This is a genomic window from Francisella uliginis (assembly GCF_001895265.1).
Taxonomy (GTDB): domain Bacteria; phylum Pseudomonadota; class Gammaproteobacteria; order Francisellales; family Francisellaceae; genus Francisella; species Francisella uliginis.
Genome location: NZ_CP016796.1, coordinates 845,001 through 861,634, shown reverse-complemented (window position 1 = coordinate 861,634; position 16,634 = coordinate 845,001). Strand labels below are relative to the sequence as shown.

Sequence of the window (16,634 nt, the reverse complement as noted above, 5' to 3'; positions counted from 1 at the left end):
TTGAACATCTCATAAAAAATCTTTACACTCTAGTGGAATATATAAAATAAGGAAAGGAAATTAATTATGCTATCAAAGAAACTATTAGATGCTTTAAATGACCAATTTAACTACGAATTAGAATCTGCAAATATTTACCTAGCTATGGCTGGTTATACTGAAGATCTTGGCTTAGGTGGTTTTACTAACTGGTTTATGGCTCAATATGAAGAAGAACTTTTTCACGCTAAAAAAATTATGAAATTCATTAATGATAAAAATGGCCGTATTGAAGTTAAATCAGTAGCTGCTCCTCAAAATGACTTCAGCTCTCTACTTGAAGCTTTTGAGGCAACACTTAAACATGAAGAAGAAGTTACAGCAAAACTTTATGATTTAATGGATATAGCTTTAGAAGAAAAAGAACATGCTACTAAAAGCTTCTTGCAATGGTTTATCGATGAGCAAGTTGAAGAAGAAGCTACAGTTGGTGATATGATTAACAAAATCAAGCTTGTTAAAGATAGTGGTTTATATCTACTTGATCAAGAAGCAGCAAAAAGAAGCTTTAATGCACCATCTCTAAACTAATCTATTATACAAAATCAATACTTCTCTTTTTCATAAATTTTACCATTGCAAATGTTACAACACATATAGCAATACCAACTACTAATACTATAGCTCCCATATCTAAAAAGTAATCTTTATATATATTGGCACTTATAAGAATCGATACACCATCTTTTGGTAATGCTACTACTTGGTTTACAAGACCTGTAATAGAGTTTGATAATGAACATGCTATATACCACGCTCCCATTGCAAATCCCATGGTTTTAGGATCACAATATATCCCAATCATACTTAGTCCTATAGCGCTGACAAATAGTTCTGCAATTGAAAGTAAAACAAATGTAAGTCCAATATAGTTACCGTTTATAACTCCAGTTGAGGTATTTAAAAAAGCATAGTATAGAACTAATAGCGAAATTGCTGATAATAATACTCCCACAGCAAATTGATATGGTATATAAAATCTTGGTATAAGTGGATAAATTCTAATTAATGCCATTCCGCCAAAAATTATTATAATTGGATTTATTAGGTTATAACTTGCTGGTTTGACTGTTAAGCCTAAAAGGTTGAGATCAGAGTTATTTTTAGCTAATAATATCAATGTTGATCCCATTTGATTATAAACAACGAAAAATACTACGGCTATCACAATTAGAAACAATCCGATTACTTGCTTAATTCTTATTTGTGCTTTTAAACCAACTATTGTTCTTAATAAGAATGCTAATAAACAGATTATACTGATTGTTCCAAGTATTATATTAGCCTGATTAGGTATTTGATAAAATATAAGCGTCAATACATAAGCTATCACTAAATAAGATATTACTATAGATTTTGATTTGAATGGCATAGACTCCTTATCAATTTTATCGACAACATTATCATACATTTCAAAACGATAATAAAAATTTAAAGCTGCTATAGTCTTACCAACAAAAACTATAGCTAAAACTGCTAAAGCTCCATATTTATAACCAATTAATATAGGAGAGATTGCAAACGCTATAAGGCTACCTAAATTTATCGCTATATAAAATGAAGTCATCGCTCCTTTAGCAGCTTTATAGTCTGTACTATATATTTTAGATACCATCCCAGAAGATGTCCCTAAAAATAAAGATGAACTAGCAGGGATCAGGGCATAAGAGAATATAAAAAACTCATTTGTATATTGAACAAAAAAACCACTTAAGAAAATAAGCAAATAACTAAATGCCATTAGTAAACTACCAAGAAGTATAGCTCTTCTAAGCCCCAAATACTTATCAGCTATATACCCTCCTATCATGAGTATAGCGTACCCCATGGCTTGGCTAACCCCTTGAAATGAATAAGCTCGATGCTCTGAAAATCCTAAACCATAGTGAGATGTTGATTTAGTTAGATATAAGATTAATATAGATATAAGGCTATAAGTTGCAAACTGTCCCCAGAACGTAATAGCTGCGATTGTAAAACTTTGCTTAGATTTTAAATCTTTAAACATGATATTTTCCGATGATAATAAATTTTATATTAATGTCTTTTTAGGTGTAAATAAAATAAAAATTAACCACAATCCCTGTTTTTTTTAACATTACATTGTTAGTTTATCTAATCTCAATAAATGATATAATTAGTTCAAAATATAGAAATATACAAATAATTTATTATGAAAATATATTTGTACCATCATTGTCCTTATTGTATAAAAGTAAGACTAGTTGCTGATTTAAGTAAGCTAGATTATGAAATGATAATTTTAGCAAATGACGATGAAAAAGCTCATATAGATAGAATTGGCTCTAAACAGGTACCATTTTTAGAAAAAGATGATGGTAGCTTTATCAAAGAAAGTGATGAAATATGCAATTACATCTCCAAGTTACAAAATTTTGAAATAGCAACGTCAACTATAGATAGCTCTGTAAAAGAGTATGTATCTAAACTAGCGCCTCATTATCGTAGAGTAGTATATCCTCGTATACCACACCATCCTGCTAATGAGTGTGATTTTCCTACTCAAAGTGCTAAAGATTATTTTATAAATAAAAAGTCTCAATATATCGATGATATGGAATCGCTACTAAAAAATCCTCCATATGATTCAATTAAAGCTATAAATGAACTATTAGAGAAAATTGATCCCTTTGTAAAAACTCCATTTATTAATGGTGATAAATTCTCTTGGGATGATATCAATATATTTCCTATATTCTTCATCTTAACAATGGCTAAAGGACTAATTGAAATACCTAGCAATATTGCCAGTTACATAAAAAACATCGAAAGTAAAACAAACATAGAATTATATTAAATATGATTACATCAGTAGATTCAATTGATAAAGTATTACCACAAACTCAATGTCAAAAATGCACTTATGAAGACTGTTATAGTTATGCCAAAGCTATAACTAATGGCGAAAAACACAACAAATGTATCACAGGCGGGCAAAGAACCTTAAAAGAATTATCAAAGTTACTAGATAAGCCTGAGATACCTCTTGATATCTCATTAGGAGTAGAAAAACCTCGAGCTGTTGCAAAAATTGATGAATCAATGTGTATAGGCTGTGAAAAATGCTTACAGGCATGCCCTGTTGATGCAATTTCTGGCACTAAAAAATTAATGCATACTGTTATCGAATCAGAGTGTACAGGTTGTGAGTTATGTATTGAACCATGCCCAATGGATTGTATCTCTTTAATCAATATTGTAGAAGAGAAGCAGCCAATAAACCTATCTGAAAATGAATATGAAACTCAAAAAGATTACTATCGTAATAGATATGAATTTCATAAGCAAAGAGTTGAACAAGCAAAATCTAAACAGCGAGATGTTTATAAAAATATCGCTACAGCTCAAGAAATGGATAAAAAAGCATATATCGCTGCTTCATTAGCTAAGTTTAGAAATAAAAAGAAAAAGTCTAGTGTAGATGAATAAGCAAAAAAGAATCCAAATTTTTGAAACTTGGAAACAAAACGATCCTAATCCAACTACTGAACTTGAATATTCGAGCAACTTTGAGCTTTTAATAGCTGTAATACTATCTGCACAGGCCACTGATGTAGGCGTAAATAAAGCAACGGAAGTTTTATATAAAGTTGCTAATACTCCTGAGCAAATATATGCACTAGGTGAGCAAAAATTAGCCGAATACATAAAATCAATTGGACTTTATAAAACTAAAGCTAAAAATGTCATAGCTACATGCAAAGACTTGATTGAAAAGTTTGATAGCCAAGTTCCAGATAATTTTGATGATTTGATTTCCTTAGCAGGTGTTGGGAGAAAAACTGCTAATGTAGTTTTAAATACTGCTTTTGGTAGGCCTACTATGGCTGTGGATACTCATATTTTTAGATTAGCGAATCGTATCCCTCTTGCTAAAGGTAAAAATGTTAATGAAGTTGAGAAAAAACTACTTCGCGTGATACCTAAAGAATATCTTCAAGATGCCCATCATTGGATAATATTACATGGTAGATATATATGTACTGCACAAAAACCAAAATGTCGAAATTGTATTATATATGATTACTGTGAATTTAAGGATAAGGATAAGTACATATGATTTTTTCTCAAGATAGACTTCAGCTACGCAAACTTTTTATTGATAGCTGGGATAAGTTTCAAAATAAACAACCACTAACCGCTATCGAAGAGCAAATAGCTAGAATCATAGAACTACACCCTGAATATCACAAAGAAATTGTTTTTGATAATGTTGATAAGGACTACTCTCCAGAGATGGGACAAATTAACCCCTTCTTACATATAAGTCTACATTTAGCTATAATCGAGCAAGTCCAAACTAATCGCCCATTTGGCATAAATGAAACTTACCACAAACTAGTTAACAAATATAATAATGATGAGCATAAAGTTCATCATCTTATGATAGACTATTTAGCTGAAGAGATGTGGAAATCTCAAAAATACAATACTCTTCCTAATGAAGGTGAATATTTAATAAAACTACAAGAGTTACTACTTAAATAAGATGAAAAAAAACATAAACATTTCAAAAGTAAATATCCATTTTAAGCAACCTAGAGGGCTACATATTATTGCTTTTATGGTTTTTTGTTTATGTTTAGCTATCGCACCTTCAATAACAGTTCTAAGCGAATATGGTAAAATTGACTTTTTCTATAATCGTGATGATCATCTTTTTGTAGTATTCTTTGCTGGAATTTTTGGTTGTATTAGTAATTACTTTTTTGGTTCAACTAAATCAATAGTCCACGGCTTACAATTTACAATAATTGCCGTTGCATTATCTTTTGTTCACAATATGATACTTTTTAGCTGTGCAGCTCTTTGGATTGGAATTGCAACAGTTTTAGTAAACTTAATTTTTAACTTAAGTGCTTTTTACCTGAAAACTGACTTACGTCGTCTATATGGTTTTATTGGAATATATTCAAGTGCTTTACTTGGTATTGCCATGGGTACTGCAATATATTTTTTAATTTTTAAAAATCTTTTTTATTTCAAAATATTTTACTTAGCTGTAACTATATTTTTGTTAGTATTTTTCTTAAAAAATAGCTATCGACTAAATACATCTTTAACAAACCAGACTGAAAGAGTTAATATTAGTTTCTACGGTGTTCTTACAATATTTTTTATCTTCTCACTTATACTTTTTTACTTATTTTTAAATCTTAAAGTTTTCAGTAGTTTTAATCTAATCATACTACCATTATCACTGATATATTTACACGTTTTAACAGTATCTAATAATAAAGAAAATGGTATACAACTTCTTAAATATATCTACTTTAGTTTAGGCCTAATAATTGTAAATAAAGTGATTTATCTTAATTTTCTAAAATATGAAACTTTAGTAAACTCAATAAATCCCGTATACCTTAACTCCGCAATAAGTACTTTTTTATTTTTAATTGCTGGATATCTTATGTGTATACTAATCTATGCAGGCTGGCGATTTAATCTTATAACGTTAAAAATAGAATCCATCATTAATAGTCGCTTGATTAAATCGATGCTGTATATTGAAATTATTAGAATATTTATGATTGCTATAGGTATCTTTGCTGGTGATAAATTACTTAGTAACTTAATGCTTATAATTGCAACATTATTAGCCTTAGTTCTAAATGTTTTAATAGTTCCTGTTTACTTCTCTCTTGGAAAAATACTAGCCGGCGGTAAAAATGAAGCAATTACAACAACTCTTCTTTACCTGATATTCTCATCATTAATATTTGTATCATTCTTATATGATATTTATATTAGTATCTAAAAAATAATTACTTGAAAAATTATTATTGCACGCCATATTTAAGATTATAGATTTATGATATAATCCATGCTTGATAATATTTTATTTATACTATATAAGACAGTTAAAAGGAGAAAAAATGAATAATTTTGAAAATAACACTCGTGTAATAGATTCACTATCACAAGAGTCTGCTCTAAGAGCTAACAAAGTTCTTAGAAATACATATTTATTGCTATCAATGACACTATTATTTAGTGCTTTGACTGCATTTGTTGCTATGAATACAGGTGCTGCAATTATGAACCCTATTCTAATGCTAGTAGTTTATATTGGTTTATTATTTGGTATTAATGCAACAAAAAACTCACCTTGGGGTATCGTTTTAACTTTTGCGTTGACAGGACTACTAGGATATTCTCTAGGTCCAATACTAAACTTATATATCCAACAATTTAAAAATGGTGCTGAGTTAATAATGATGGCTTTTGGTACTACTGGACTTATCTTTTTAGGCTTATCTGCTATATCTATGAGCCCAGCTAGAAACTTTAATAGAGTTGGTTCATTCTGTGCTGTAGGAGCTATTGTTGCTATTGTTGCTTTAGTATTAAATATTTTCTTACAAATACCTGCCTTAGGTTTTGTAATTTCAATAGTATTTGCATTTATCTCTGGTGGATTTATCTTATGGCAGACAAATGCTATTGTTAGAGGTGAAGAAACTAACTATATACTAGCTACAGTAAACATCTATGTTTCATTATTTAATATCTTTGTTACTCTATTACAAATCTTTGGTGCAGTTGCTGGCGATAGAGACTAATTTATATTATCATTTATCTTATAATTTTTTAATCTAATATTTTCTAATGCTCAATAACCAAATATCTGCAAAAGATACTATTGTATCTAATGCTTATGGATCATCTTTTAGTATTTTATTTAATGAATACCTAAAACAAAATAGTGAATTTAATCTAATAATTACTGAAGACTCTCAACAAGCACATAAAATATATGATGAGCTAAAATATCTAAATAAAGATTCAAAAATTGAAGTTTTATACTTTCCTAATCTTGAAATACTTCCTTATGATAGATTTTCAGCTGCTATAGATATTATATCAAGACGCCAAGAGATTTTGCATAAGCTTACACAAAGCCCTAAGAATGCTGTTGTTGTAACAAGTATCTCAAATACTTTACGCAAGCTAGCTCCAGCTAAATTTATAAAAGAGCATAGTTTAATACTCAAGACGAGGCAGATATTAGACATAACTAAGCAAAAAATGCTCCTAACAGAAGCAGGATATACTCTAGTAAATAACGTATTTGAAAAAGGCGAATTTAGTATTCGTGGTAGTATTATCGACATATTCCCAGTTGGCTCAAAAATAGCCTATCGAATAGATTTATTTGATGATGAAATTGATACTATCAAAGAGCTTGATACAGAAACTCAACGCTCTGGTAAAGAAATAAAATCAATCAATATTATGCCATCTCATGAGTTGATTTATGATAACCAAAATACTAACTTAGCATTAGAAAAACTTGAGTCTTTCTGCGGTGAGAACTCTCTAAACTCAACTATTGCAACATATATAGAAAACAATGAATACTTCAATGGTATAGAATATTATCTACCATTATTTTATACAAAGCTTACAAGCATTTTTGATTATCTACCTCAACCTGCTAATGTTCATTTAATAGATAATATCAGTAACTCTATAGAAGCTTTCACAGAAGAAGTTAGGTTTAGATATAATGAACTTAAACATGATATTGATAGACCAATACTAAATTATCAAGAGCTTTTTTATTCTCAAAAAGAAATAAAAACTTTCTATGAAAAATATCCACATATAAAATGGTTTCAGCAAACAAAGTCTAAATCAAAAACTTTAAAAGTAAATCATTTAGATAAAATATCAGCCAACTACAAACTTGCAAATCCTTTTAGAGACCTACGACAACTATTAGATAAATCTAAATTTAAAAAAGTTATTTTCTCTACTGACTCAAATGGGCGTGCCGAAGTTCTTCTAGAACATTTAAATAAACTACAGCTAAACATTAAAATTGCTAAGAGTTTTGATGATGCTCTTACACTTGATGATAAGTTTTGTTTAATAGTTTCACCTTTCCAAGAAGGTGTAATTATAGATAATCAAATTGCCTTAATTACAGAAGCAGATTTATTTCCAGAGCATATTCAAAATACTGTTAAAATCTCTGAACATGATCATCACCCTACTGTTGATTTAAAAGATCTAACAGATCTAAAACCTGGGATGCATGTTGTCCATATAGATCATGGTATAGGTCGTTATGAAGGTTTAGAAAGTATAGAGCTTAATGGTAAGAAAGATGAGTTTATCTTACTTCTATATGCAAATAATGCCAAAATCTATGTGCCGATAACATCATTAAACTTGATCTCAATCTATAACTCATCTTTAACTGAGAAAATAGCTCTAAACAAGCTTGGTTCAGATAAATGGAAAAAACAAAAAGAAAAAACTATCAAAAAAATTATTGATGTTGCAGCAAATCTTCTAGAAATCTATGCCAAAAGAGAAATGCGCCAAGGTTTTAGTAATTCTCTAGATGAAGAAGATTATCTAAGATTTTGTGCTGATTTTCCTTATGAAGAAACCCCAGATCAGCTTTTAGCAATCAATGATGTTTTCAAAGATATGATTTCAGCAAAACCTATGGATAGACTAATTTGTGGTGATGTTGGCTTTGGTAAAACTGAAATTGCAATGCGAGCAGCTTTTTTAGCTACGCAAAATCAAAAACAAGTAGCAATACTAGTTCCTACAACAATCTTAGCTCAACAACATTATAATAGCTTTAGAGATAGATTTGCTAATACTGCTGTAAATATTGAAGTTATAACTCGTTCAAAAACAGCTAAAGCTCAAGAACAGCTTTTTGAGAACCTTAAAAAAGGTACTGTTGATATAATTATTGGGACACATAAATTAATATCATCAAAAATTGATTTTAAAAATCTCGGTCTACTAATTATAGATGAAGAACATCGTTTTGGTGTCGCTCAAAAAGAAAAACTAAAATCTTTAAAAGCAGAAATTGATATTTTAACAATGTCAGCCACTCCAATACCTCGTAGTTTAAGTATGGCATTTTCTGCTTTGAGAGACTTATCAATTATAGCTTCTCCTCCAGCGAAACGCTTATCTGTGAAAACATTTGTTAAAGAATATGATAACAATATTATTCGAGAAGCTGTAAGTCGTGAAACTATTCGTGGTGGACAGATATTTTACTTATATAATAAAGTAGAAACTATTCAAAAGAAGAAAGAGATTCTCCAAGAGTTATTCCCGCGTCTAAGAATAGCTATCGCTCATGGTCAAATGAGTGAAAAAGAAATCCAGAAAATCATGTTTGACTTTAAACATAATAAATATCATATTCTACTTTGTACTACAATCATTGAGACTGGTATTGATATACCAAACGCAAACACATTGATTATAGAAGATGCTAATAATCTAGGTCTTGCACAACTTCATCAGCTTAGAGGTAGAGTTGGTAGGGCTCATCATCAAGCTTATGCTTATATGCTTATACCTAGTGAAGCTGGTATTACTAAAGATGCTGTCAAAAGACTAGAAGCTATTGGTAGCACAGAATCTCTAGGTGGTGGCTTTACGTTAGCTAATCACGATTTAGAGATTCGTGGTGCTGGGGAAATATTAGGTAAAGAGCAAAGTGGTAATATAGATGGTATTGGTCTAAATCTTTATATGGATCTATTAGATAAAACAATCGCTAATCTAAAAGCTGGAAAAGAGTTAAATATTGAGGAGGTAATTAATTCAACTGTATGTGAAGTTGAGCTTAATATCCCTACTCTAATTCCTGATTACTATATCCATGATGTAAATACTCGATTAAATATTTATAAGCGTATTTCAAAAGCTGACCATAAAGATCTAGTAAACATCAAAATTGAACTTATAGACCGTTTTGGTAGACTACCAGTAGAAGTCATATATCTTTTAAAAATTGCTCATATAAAGATAGATGCAGTTGCATTAGGAATTGGTCAGATTAAGATGTTTGCTACTTCTGGGAAAATTAACTTCTCTGATACAACAAAATTTGAACCTCAGAAAATAATCAAATTAATACAGTCTCAGCCTGCTGACTTTAGACTCACAAAAGAGCAAGATTTATTAATTACAAAAACTACTAAAACTGCCGAGCAAAGAATTGAATTTGTTGAGAATTTTCTGAAGAAGATAAGTTAAAAATATCAATAACAATACGCCTATAAAAGACTATTCTGTAATATCAAAAACCTTAACATCTATAGATAAACTTTCTTTACCACTACCACGATAGATTGTTCCAGTTGTTGGAGTAGCATCAATATATGTTCTACCACAAGCTATACGCACATGGTCACTATTTACTTCACAACCATTTGTAGGATCATAGCCTATCCAGCCGACCCATGGAATATACAGTTCTACCCATGCATGTGTAGCATCACTCATGGCTGTATTACTATAATGTCCACCATTAAATATATAACCAGTTCGATAACGCGCTGGAATACCTAAAAGCCTTGCTAGACAAATAAATAAATTTGAGAAATCTTGACAAACCCCCTCTCTACTAACATAAACATCATAAGCAGTAGTTGTAAAATTAGTAGATCCTGAAATATAGTTATATTCATAATAAATAGTTCTATTGATATCATCTAATACTGCCATAATATCACTGTCATTTCTTTTGACAAATGAGACTGCATATTCCATTAACTCCTCAAGTTGAGTTTGTGGTAGCTCTATAGATAATAAATATGGAGTCATCATTTGTCTTTGCCACGGCATCCATGTTATTGGCATAGTTGTACGTGTACTTATAGATCTTTTACGTACACTATGATCTGTGTTTACGGCAACCTTTGTTTTCATTTCTATTATGAACTCTTTGTAAGGTTCTTTAGTTTTTAAAAATACAACATCATTACCAAAAACATCAGTATATTCTTCTTGATCACACGCTACAGATATATTTAGATCATAATCAAGTATTCTCTGTTTTGTATCTACTATTGGCTTCATGCGAACACTATGTTTACTCAAAGTTACTGGAAATTCATAGGTATATTTTGTGGTATGAATAATCTCTAAGATCCTTTCAGAAACTTTAAGCTCATTATTTTCAATAGGAACATTTAAATGTTGAGGTTGATATTTATGTCCCCCATAATTGCTACTATTTTTATCGCTATTCCACACAATGCGACCATGAGAAGCTACCACCATTTGACCTGGTAATAATTTTCTCCACTTGTCTTTTACATTAACATTATTTGAGAATATTGTATAAGTTCTAAGCCCATCCTCATATAAACCTGTAGCTATATTTATATACCCTACATCTAAATTATTAGTATTTCTTGGTGGGAAAAATTTCTGATAATAAATTGGATTAAGATCTTCCTTATCTTGATAAACTATTGTTATATCTCCATTAGATAGAACTAGGTTTACCTGTCCAGCTTCATTGACTTGTTTCAATAATTCATGAATATAAAAAAGGTTATCATCATCTAATTCTCTAATATTTTTCTTTCTTAGCTGAGACAAAATCCAACATAATATATATTCAGAATCTGTTTTACCTACAGGCTCATAGTCAGAAAAGTTTAAAGGCAATTTACTTTGATAAACTCTATTCAAATCACCGTTATGAACGATAGTCCATTCCCTACCAGCATGAGGCTTCATAAAAGGTTGAAGATTCAGACTAGTTTTATCAAATAAACTATGACTATAAATATGCCCAATAAAAGTACTAGAGCAAAAATTAGGATTATCTTCAAAAAAAGTACTTAAAGAATCTACATTCTCAACATAACTATCTTTTAAAATAGAAACCGCATTATGATCATTACTATACCAACCTATCCCCCACATAAACTCTTGTAAAGTTTCTACATTATCTGCTAAAAAATTAATCCTAGGGGATATTGGACAATCCGAAGATATCGCCAAGATATTACTAAACATTAGATATTTTCCCTTTATTTCTACTCTTCTAACATTGCTACGTAGAAATCTACATCAGATATAAAGAACTCTTTTGAAATAATAGCCGTCAGTTCTGCCATTGAGTTTATTATATAAGTAATAAATTCATGATTTTTTTCTAATAATGATTCTGTCGAGTTGTTTTTAAAATATTCTATTATTTCTTCTACTTTCACTCTTGATTGCATGCCTACTCCAGTCGAGTGATATGACACTCTTTTCAATACAGCAAGACAATCATTTAAACAAAAAGCAACTGTTCTAGGATAATCATCTGATTTTAGTAAAAACTCTGCTACATCTTTTCTATTAATATCTAAATCTGCCTTACGCATAAATGCATCTTTAGACATAGTGTTTAATAACATTTCTAGCCAATATTGGGACTCATCCATGCTTTCATTTTTTGATGCAAGGCTAATATCTCTTTGATGATGAATATCTCCAAGTCTTAATGTGAAGTCAACTCTCTCAATAAGCATACCTAACTTCATAAAATTATAAGTATCATTTCTCAAGATAAAATTATGATAAAATCCTATCCATAAAAAACAGAATTTAATAATTTTCTTACAGAAGCTATCTAGATTTATCATAGAAAATCTATGTGTTTCAGCGGAGTTAATCCACAACCATAGCTCATTTATCTCTTCCCACATATCTGCATCTATTAGGTCTCTAATTATCCTAGCATTTTCACGCGCTGAAGATAATAATGAATATATCGAAAATGGATTTTCTCTATTCCAAATTAGAAACTCTTGAATCTTTTTAGCATTAGATACTGCACTGTAACCGCATTTTTTGATAAATTCATCTTTACATCCTAAGACGACTATCAAAGGATACCAAATATCTTCTGCATCTCCATATATCTCAAGTTCTACATTATATGCTACATTTATAGCATTAGTTAACATTTGAACTCTCTCGATATTTCTACTTAACCAAAAACAATTCTCTGCTGTACGAGATATCATCATTTTTTATCTCTCCCTAAAACCCAAGTATCTTTTGAACCACCACCTTGACTAGAATTCACAACATATGATCCTTCTTTAAGAGCTACTCTTGCAAGTCCTCCTGGTAAGACCCATGTATTTTTACCTGTAACTAAAAATGCTCTTAAATCTACCCTTCTAGGTACCACTTTCCCATTTATAAATGTTGGACTTGTAGATAACTCAACTAGCGGTTGGGCAATATAAGCTCTTGGTTTTTCTTTTATTTTAACTGCAAACTCTTGAAGTTCTTCAACTGTAGCTTGAGGTCCAATTAACATACCATAGCCACCAGAACCATTAGCCTCTTTAACAACTAATTTATCAAGATTACTTAAGACATAATTTCTATCGTTCTCTTCACTACAAAAAAATGTTTTAACTTGAGCTAATATTGGCTTCTCATTGAGATAATATTCAATCATTTTATGCACATATGGATATATTGCTTTATCATCGGCTATACCATTACCTACAGCATTTGCCAAAACAACATTACCAGCTTTATATGCTTCGATTATACCAGGTACACCTAGCATACTTTCAGGATTAAAGAACTCTGGATCTAAGAATTTATCATCTATTCTTCTGTAAATTACCGTTACAAGCTTAGGCCCTTTTGTAGTTTTAAGATACACGTAATTATTATGTACAAATAGATCTGTACCCTGAACTAATTTACATCCCATTTTACGAGCCAAATAACTATGCTCAAAATATGCTGAATTATATTGTCCCGGAGTTAATACTACACTTAAACCTTTTTTGCCATCAACAACAGGAGAGACACTTGAGAATGCTTTTCTTAACTCAGTTGGATAATCTACAACTTTCTTAATATTTGTATTTGCAAAAGCTTCTGGAAGAGCCTTAATTAGAGAATTGCGATTTTCTAAGACATAAGATACTCCTGAAGGAGTTCTTACGTTATCTTCTAGAACCATAAAACCACTTTCATCTTTGATAAGGTCAATACCTGCTATATGACAATATACTCCATGAGGAGGTTTTACCCCTCTCATTTGTGGCAGATATTCTTCAGATGACTCTATAAGTTCTCTTGGTATAACACCATCTTCAAGTATTTTTTGATCACTATATATATCATTTAAAAAAGCATTTAATGCTTTAAGTCTCTGTTTTAGTCCCTTCTCTAGCTCTTGCCATTCTTTCTTTGAAATTACTCTTGGGATCAAATCAAATGGAAAAATCTTCTCTGTACCTTCACTATTATCATAAACTGTAAATGTGACACCATTTTTCAAAAAAGATGCATCAACGAATTTTTGTTTTTCATATAATGATTCTTCACTTAATTCATCTATAGTTTTAATCGCTTGATAAACATCATTGCGAACATTTCCTTCGCTAGAAAAAATTTCATCATATACTCCAGGATAAGGAGTATAACCAGAAAAAACGCTACTATCAGACATGTATAGTAAGTCCTCGACTAAAATAACTTATAAATTCATAGTATTATAAATACTTACTTTTGTACACAAAAACTTGTATGGTTATAGTTTTAATGAGACTATTTTTTCAGTAAATATGAATCTTTTCTATATTCTAAGAATTTGAATTATTTATACTAATCGTAGGATTTTAAACTACAAGATGTTATACAAATTTAAAAGTGCTATAGACATTTATTAGAATAAAAAATGACAAGAATCTATAGGTTTAATATATTTCAGATGATAATTTATATATGATTTATACTAGATTCAAGCAGCTTTTCTATGACTTGGTGTTTTAACATTTTGAGGAATTTCACTAATAACTGCGCCTTGCATAGGTATGCAATTTGTTATATTAATATCTATCACCTCAATAACATTAGCTAACTTTTTAACTATTTTTTCTATCTTGTCTTGAGTCCCATGAACAACAAGATTGAAGTGAGAAATTCCTTTATTTGCAGTTTCAAATACAGTTAACTGCTCAATGTTTACACGATTACGTGAAAGAACAGAAGAAATTCTTTGTAGCACGCAAAGGGTATTTTCAGTATTCATTGTTATAAAGTATATATTTTCATTCATAGCGCTACTCCTCTATTCCTAATTTAGTATTACTAATTGATTCACCAGCAGGTACCATAGGGAAAACATTTTCCTGATTTTCTACCATTACCTCTAATAAGTATGAACTATCTGAGTTAAGAAATCTAGTTATAGCATCTTTAAGATCTTTTCTTTCTTTAACTCTTTCACCTTCAATACCATACGCTTCAGCAACTTTAACAAAATCAGGAGAAGATATATTTGTATAAGAATATCTACTTTCAAAGAATAATTCTTGCCACTGACGTACCATCCCTAAGAAAGTATTATTTAATATTAATATTTTAACATTAATACCTTCTTGATTTAGTACAGCTAGCTCTTGAATATTCATCTGAAAACCACCATCACCTATTACAGCAACAACAGTTCTATTATCCTTAACACCCATCTTCGCCCCAATAGCTGCAGGCAAAGCAAATCCCATAGTTCCTAATCCTCCAGAACTAATATGAGAGTTCGTTTCTAAGAACTGATAATACCTTGCAGCAATCATTTGGTGTTGTCCAACATCAGACACAACAATAGCTCTACCGCCTGTAGCTTTCGATAATAAACTTATTACCTCTGCCATTTTGATTTCGCCAGAAGCTGGATTTGTTTCACTTTCAATAATAGCTTTAACTTCTTTTTGATGCTCAGATGCAAATACATCATGCCATCCTTGGTGAGAATTATTCGCTATATATGGTAGTAAACATGTTAATGCTTCTTTAGCATCAGCATTTATACCAATATCTGCTTTGACATTTTTATTAATCTCAGAAGGATCAATTTCAATATGGATAATCTTAGCATTTGGTAAATAATGACCAAGATCACCTGTAACTCTATCATCAAATCTCATTCCGACAGCAATTACCACATCTGCTTCGTTACAAAGGACATTAGCTGCATAATTACCATGCATACCAAGCATCCCTTTATATAGATCATGATTATATGGAAATGCTGATAAACCTAATAAAGTACTAACTACAGGTATGTTACCTTTCTCTGCAATTTTTAAAACTGCTTCTTCAGCTCCAGATAACATTACACCATGGCCCGTTATCATAATAGGCTTTTTAGCATTATTAATATACTCTGACGCTTTAAGAATATCATCCATGTTTATAGTTGGTTTATGAAGCCATTTGCCATGCTTATTACCAATAGCATCTTCATAATCCATCATGCCAACTTGAGCATCTTTAGTAATATCGATTAATACAGCACCTGGTCTTCCATTTGAAGCTATTTCAAAAGCTTTTTTGAAAACTTCTGGAATTTCATTAGGATCTGTAATTTGATAATTCCACTTAGTCGCTGCCACAGACATTCCAATAATATCAGCTTCTTGGAAAGCATCTGTACCTAGTAATGGACTAAAAACTTGACCTGTAATACAGACTATAGGAACAGAGTCTATCTGTGCATCTGCTATACCAGTAATGAGGTTTGTTGCTCCAGGACCAGATGTCGCAATAGCTACACCAACTTTTTCAGTAGCTCTAGCATAACCTACAGCAGCATGAACAGCTCCTTGCTCGTGTCTAACTAAAACATGATGAATTTGATCTTTTGATTCATGAAGAGCATCATAAGTGGGCATAATAGCTCCACCAGGATATCCGAATATACAATCTACGCCTTCTGCTTGAAGTGACTTTACTATGGCTTGAGAGCCAGTTATTTTCAT

The 16,634-nt window shown here is 30.7% G+C and carries 14 protein-coding genes; 8 read left to right on the top strand and 6 right to left on the bottom strand.

Annotation, left to right across the window (positions count from 1 at the left end):
* Window positions 1–66: 66 nt before the first annotated feature.
* Window positions 67–570, top strand: coding sequence for a ferritin (locus F7310_RS04200; protein ID WP_072712012.1), 504 nt, complete (start codon window positions 67–69; stop codon window positions 568–570).
* Between the two features lie 4 nt (window positions 571–574).
* Here the strand turns inward: F7310_RS04200 and F7310_RS04195 are convergent, their stop codons facing one another.
* On the bottom strand, window positions 575–2,047 hold the full coding sequence (locus F7310_RS04195) for a peptide MFS transporter (RefSeq protein ID WP_072712011.1): 1,473 nt from the start codon (window positions 2,045–2,047) through the stop codon (window positions 575–577).
* Window positions 2,048–2,212: 165 nt separating this feature from the next.
* On the opposite strand from F7310_RS04195, the gene grxB reads away from it, so the two are divergent.
* The 7 genes from grxB to mfd all read left to right on the top strand — a co-directional run bounded on the left by grxB (window position 2,213) and on the right by mfd (window position 10,089).
* Window positions 2,213–2,857: a glutaredoxin 2 gene (gene grxB / locus F7310_RS04190; protein ID WP_072712009.1), complete on the top strand. Its 645-nt coding sequence runs from the start codon at window positions 2,213–2,215 to the stop codon at window positions 2,855–2,857.
* Window positions 2,858–2,859: 2 nt separating this feature from the next.
* Window positions 2,860–3,489: an RnfABCDGE type electron transport complex subunit B gene (locus F7310_RS04185; protein ID WP_072712008.1), complete on the top strand. Its 630-nt coding sequence runs from the start codon at window positions 2,860–2,862 to the stop codon at window positions 3,487–3,489.
* On the top strand, window positions 3,482–4,120 hold the full coding sequence (nth, locus tag F7310_RS04180; RefSeq protein WP_072712006.1) for an endonuclease III: 639 nt from the start codon (window positions 3,482–3,484) through the stop codon (window positions 4,118–4,120). The genes F7310_RS04185 and nth overlap by 8 nt, the downstream gene beginning before the upstream one ends.
* Entirely contained in the window at window positions 4,117–4,548 is a 432-nt protein-coding gene (locus tag F7310_RS04175) for a DUF1841 family protein (protein WP_072712005.1), read from the top strand. Before nth ends, F7310_RS04175 begins: the two co-directional genes overlap by 4 nt.
* Before the next feature lies 1 nt (window position 4,549).
* A complete protein-coding gene (locus F7310_RS04170; protein ID WP_072712004.1) occupies window positions 4,550–5,818 on the top strand; it encodes a hypothetical protein in 1,269 nt (422 codons plus the stop codon).
* Between the two features lie 118 nt (window positions 5,819–5,936).
* Window positions 5,937–6,623 (top strand): Bax inhibitor-1/YccA family protein, encoded by a 687-nt coding sequence (locus F7310_RS04165; protein ID WP_072712002.1) that lies wholly within the window; start codon window positions 5,937–5,939, stop codon window positions 6,621–6,623.
* Window positions 6,624–6,669: 46 nt separating this feature from the next.
* Window positions 6,670–10,089 (top strand): transcription-repair coupling factor, encoded by a 3,420-nt coding sequence (gene mfd / locus F7310_RS04160; RefSeq protein WP_072712001.1) that lies wholly within the window; start codon window positions 6,670–6,672, stop codon window positions 10,087–10,089.
* 30 nt (window positions 10,090–10,119) lie between these two features.
* Here the strand turns inward: mfd and F7310_RS04155 are convergent, their stop codons facing one another.
* The 5 genes from F7310_RS04155 to ilvB all read right to left on the bottom strand — a co-directional run bounded on the left by F7310_RS04155 (window position 10,120) and on the right by ilvB (window position 16,634).
* A complete protein-coding gene (locus F7310_RS04155; RefSeq protein ID WP_072711999.1) occupies window positions 10,120–11,865 on the bottom strand; it encodes a class II glutamine amidotransferase in 1,746 nt (581 codons plus the stop codon).
* Between the two features lie 20 nt (window positions 11,866–11,885).
* On the bottom strand, window positions 11,886–12,866 hold the full coding sequence (locus F7310_RS04150) for an alpha-E domain-containing protein (protein WP_173647420.1): 981 nt from the start codon (window positions 12,864–12,866) through the stop codon (window positions 11,886–11,888).
* Window positions 12,866–14,323: a circularly permuted type 2 ATP-grasp protein gene (locus F7310_RS04145; RefSeq protein WP_072711996.1), complete on the bottom strand. Its 1,458-nt coding sequence runs from the start codon at window positions 14,321–14,323 to the stop codon at window positions 12,866–12,868. Before F7310_RS04145 ends, F7310_RS04150 begins: the two co-directional genes overlap by 1 nt.
* 291 nt (window positions 14,324–14,614) lie before the next feature.
* Complete coding sequence (locus F7310_RS04140) at window positions 14,615–14,932, bottom strand: acetolactate synthase small subunit (RefSeq protein ID WP_072711995.1); 318 nt, start codon at window positions 14,930–14,932, stop codon at window positions 14,615–14,617.
* Between the two features lie 4 nt (window positions 14,933–14,936).
* Window positions 14,937–16,634, bottom strand: a complete 1,698-nt coding sequence (ilvB, locus tag F7310_RS04135) for a biosynthetic-type acetolactate synthase large subunit (protein ID WP_072711993.1) — start codon at window positions 16,632–16,634, stop codon at window positions 14,937–14,939.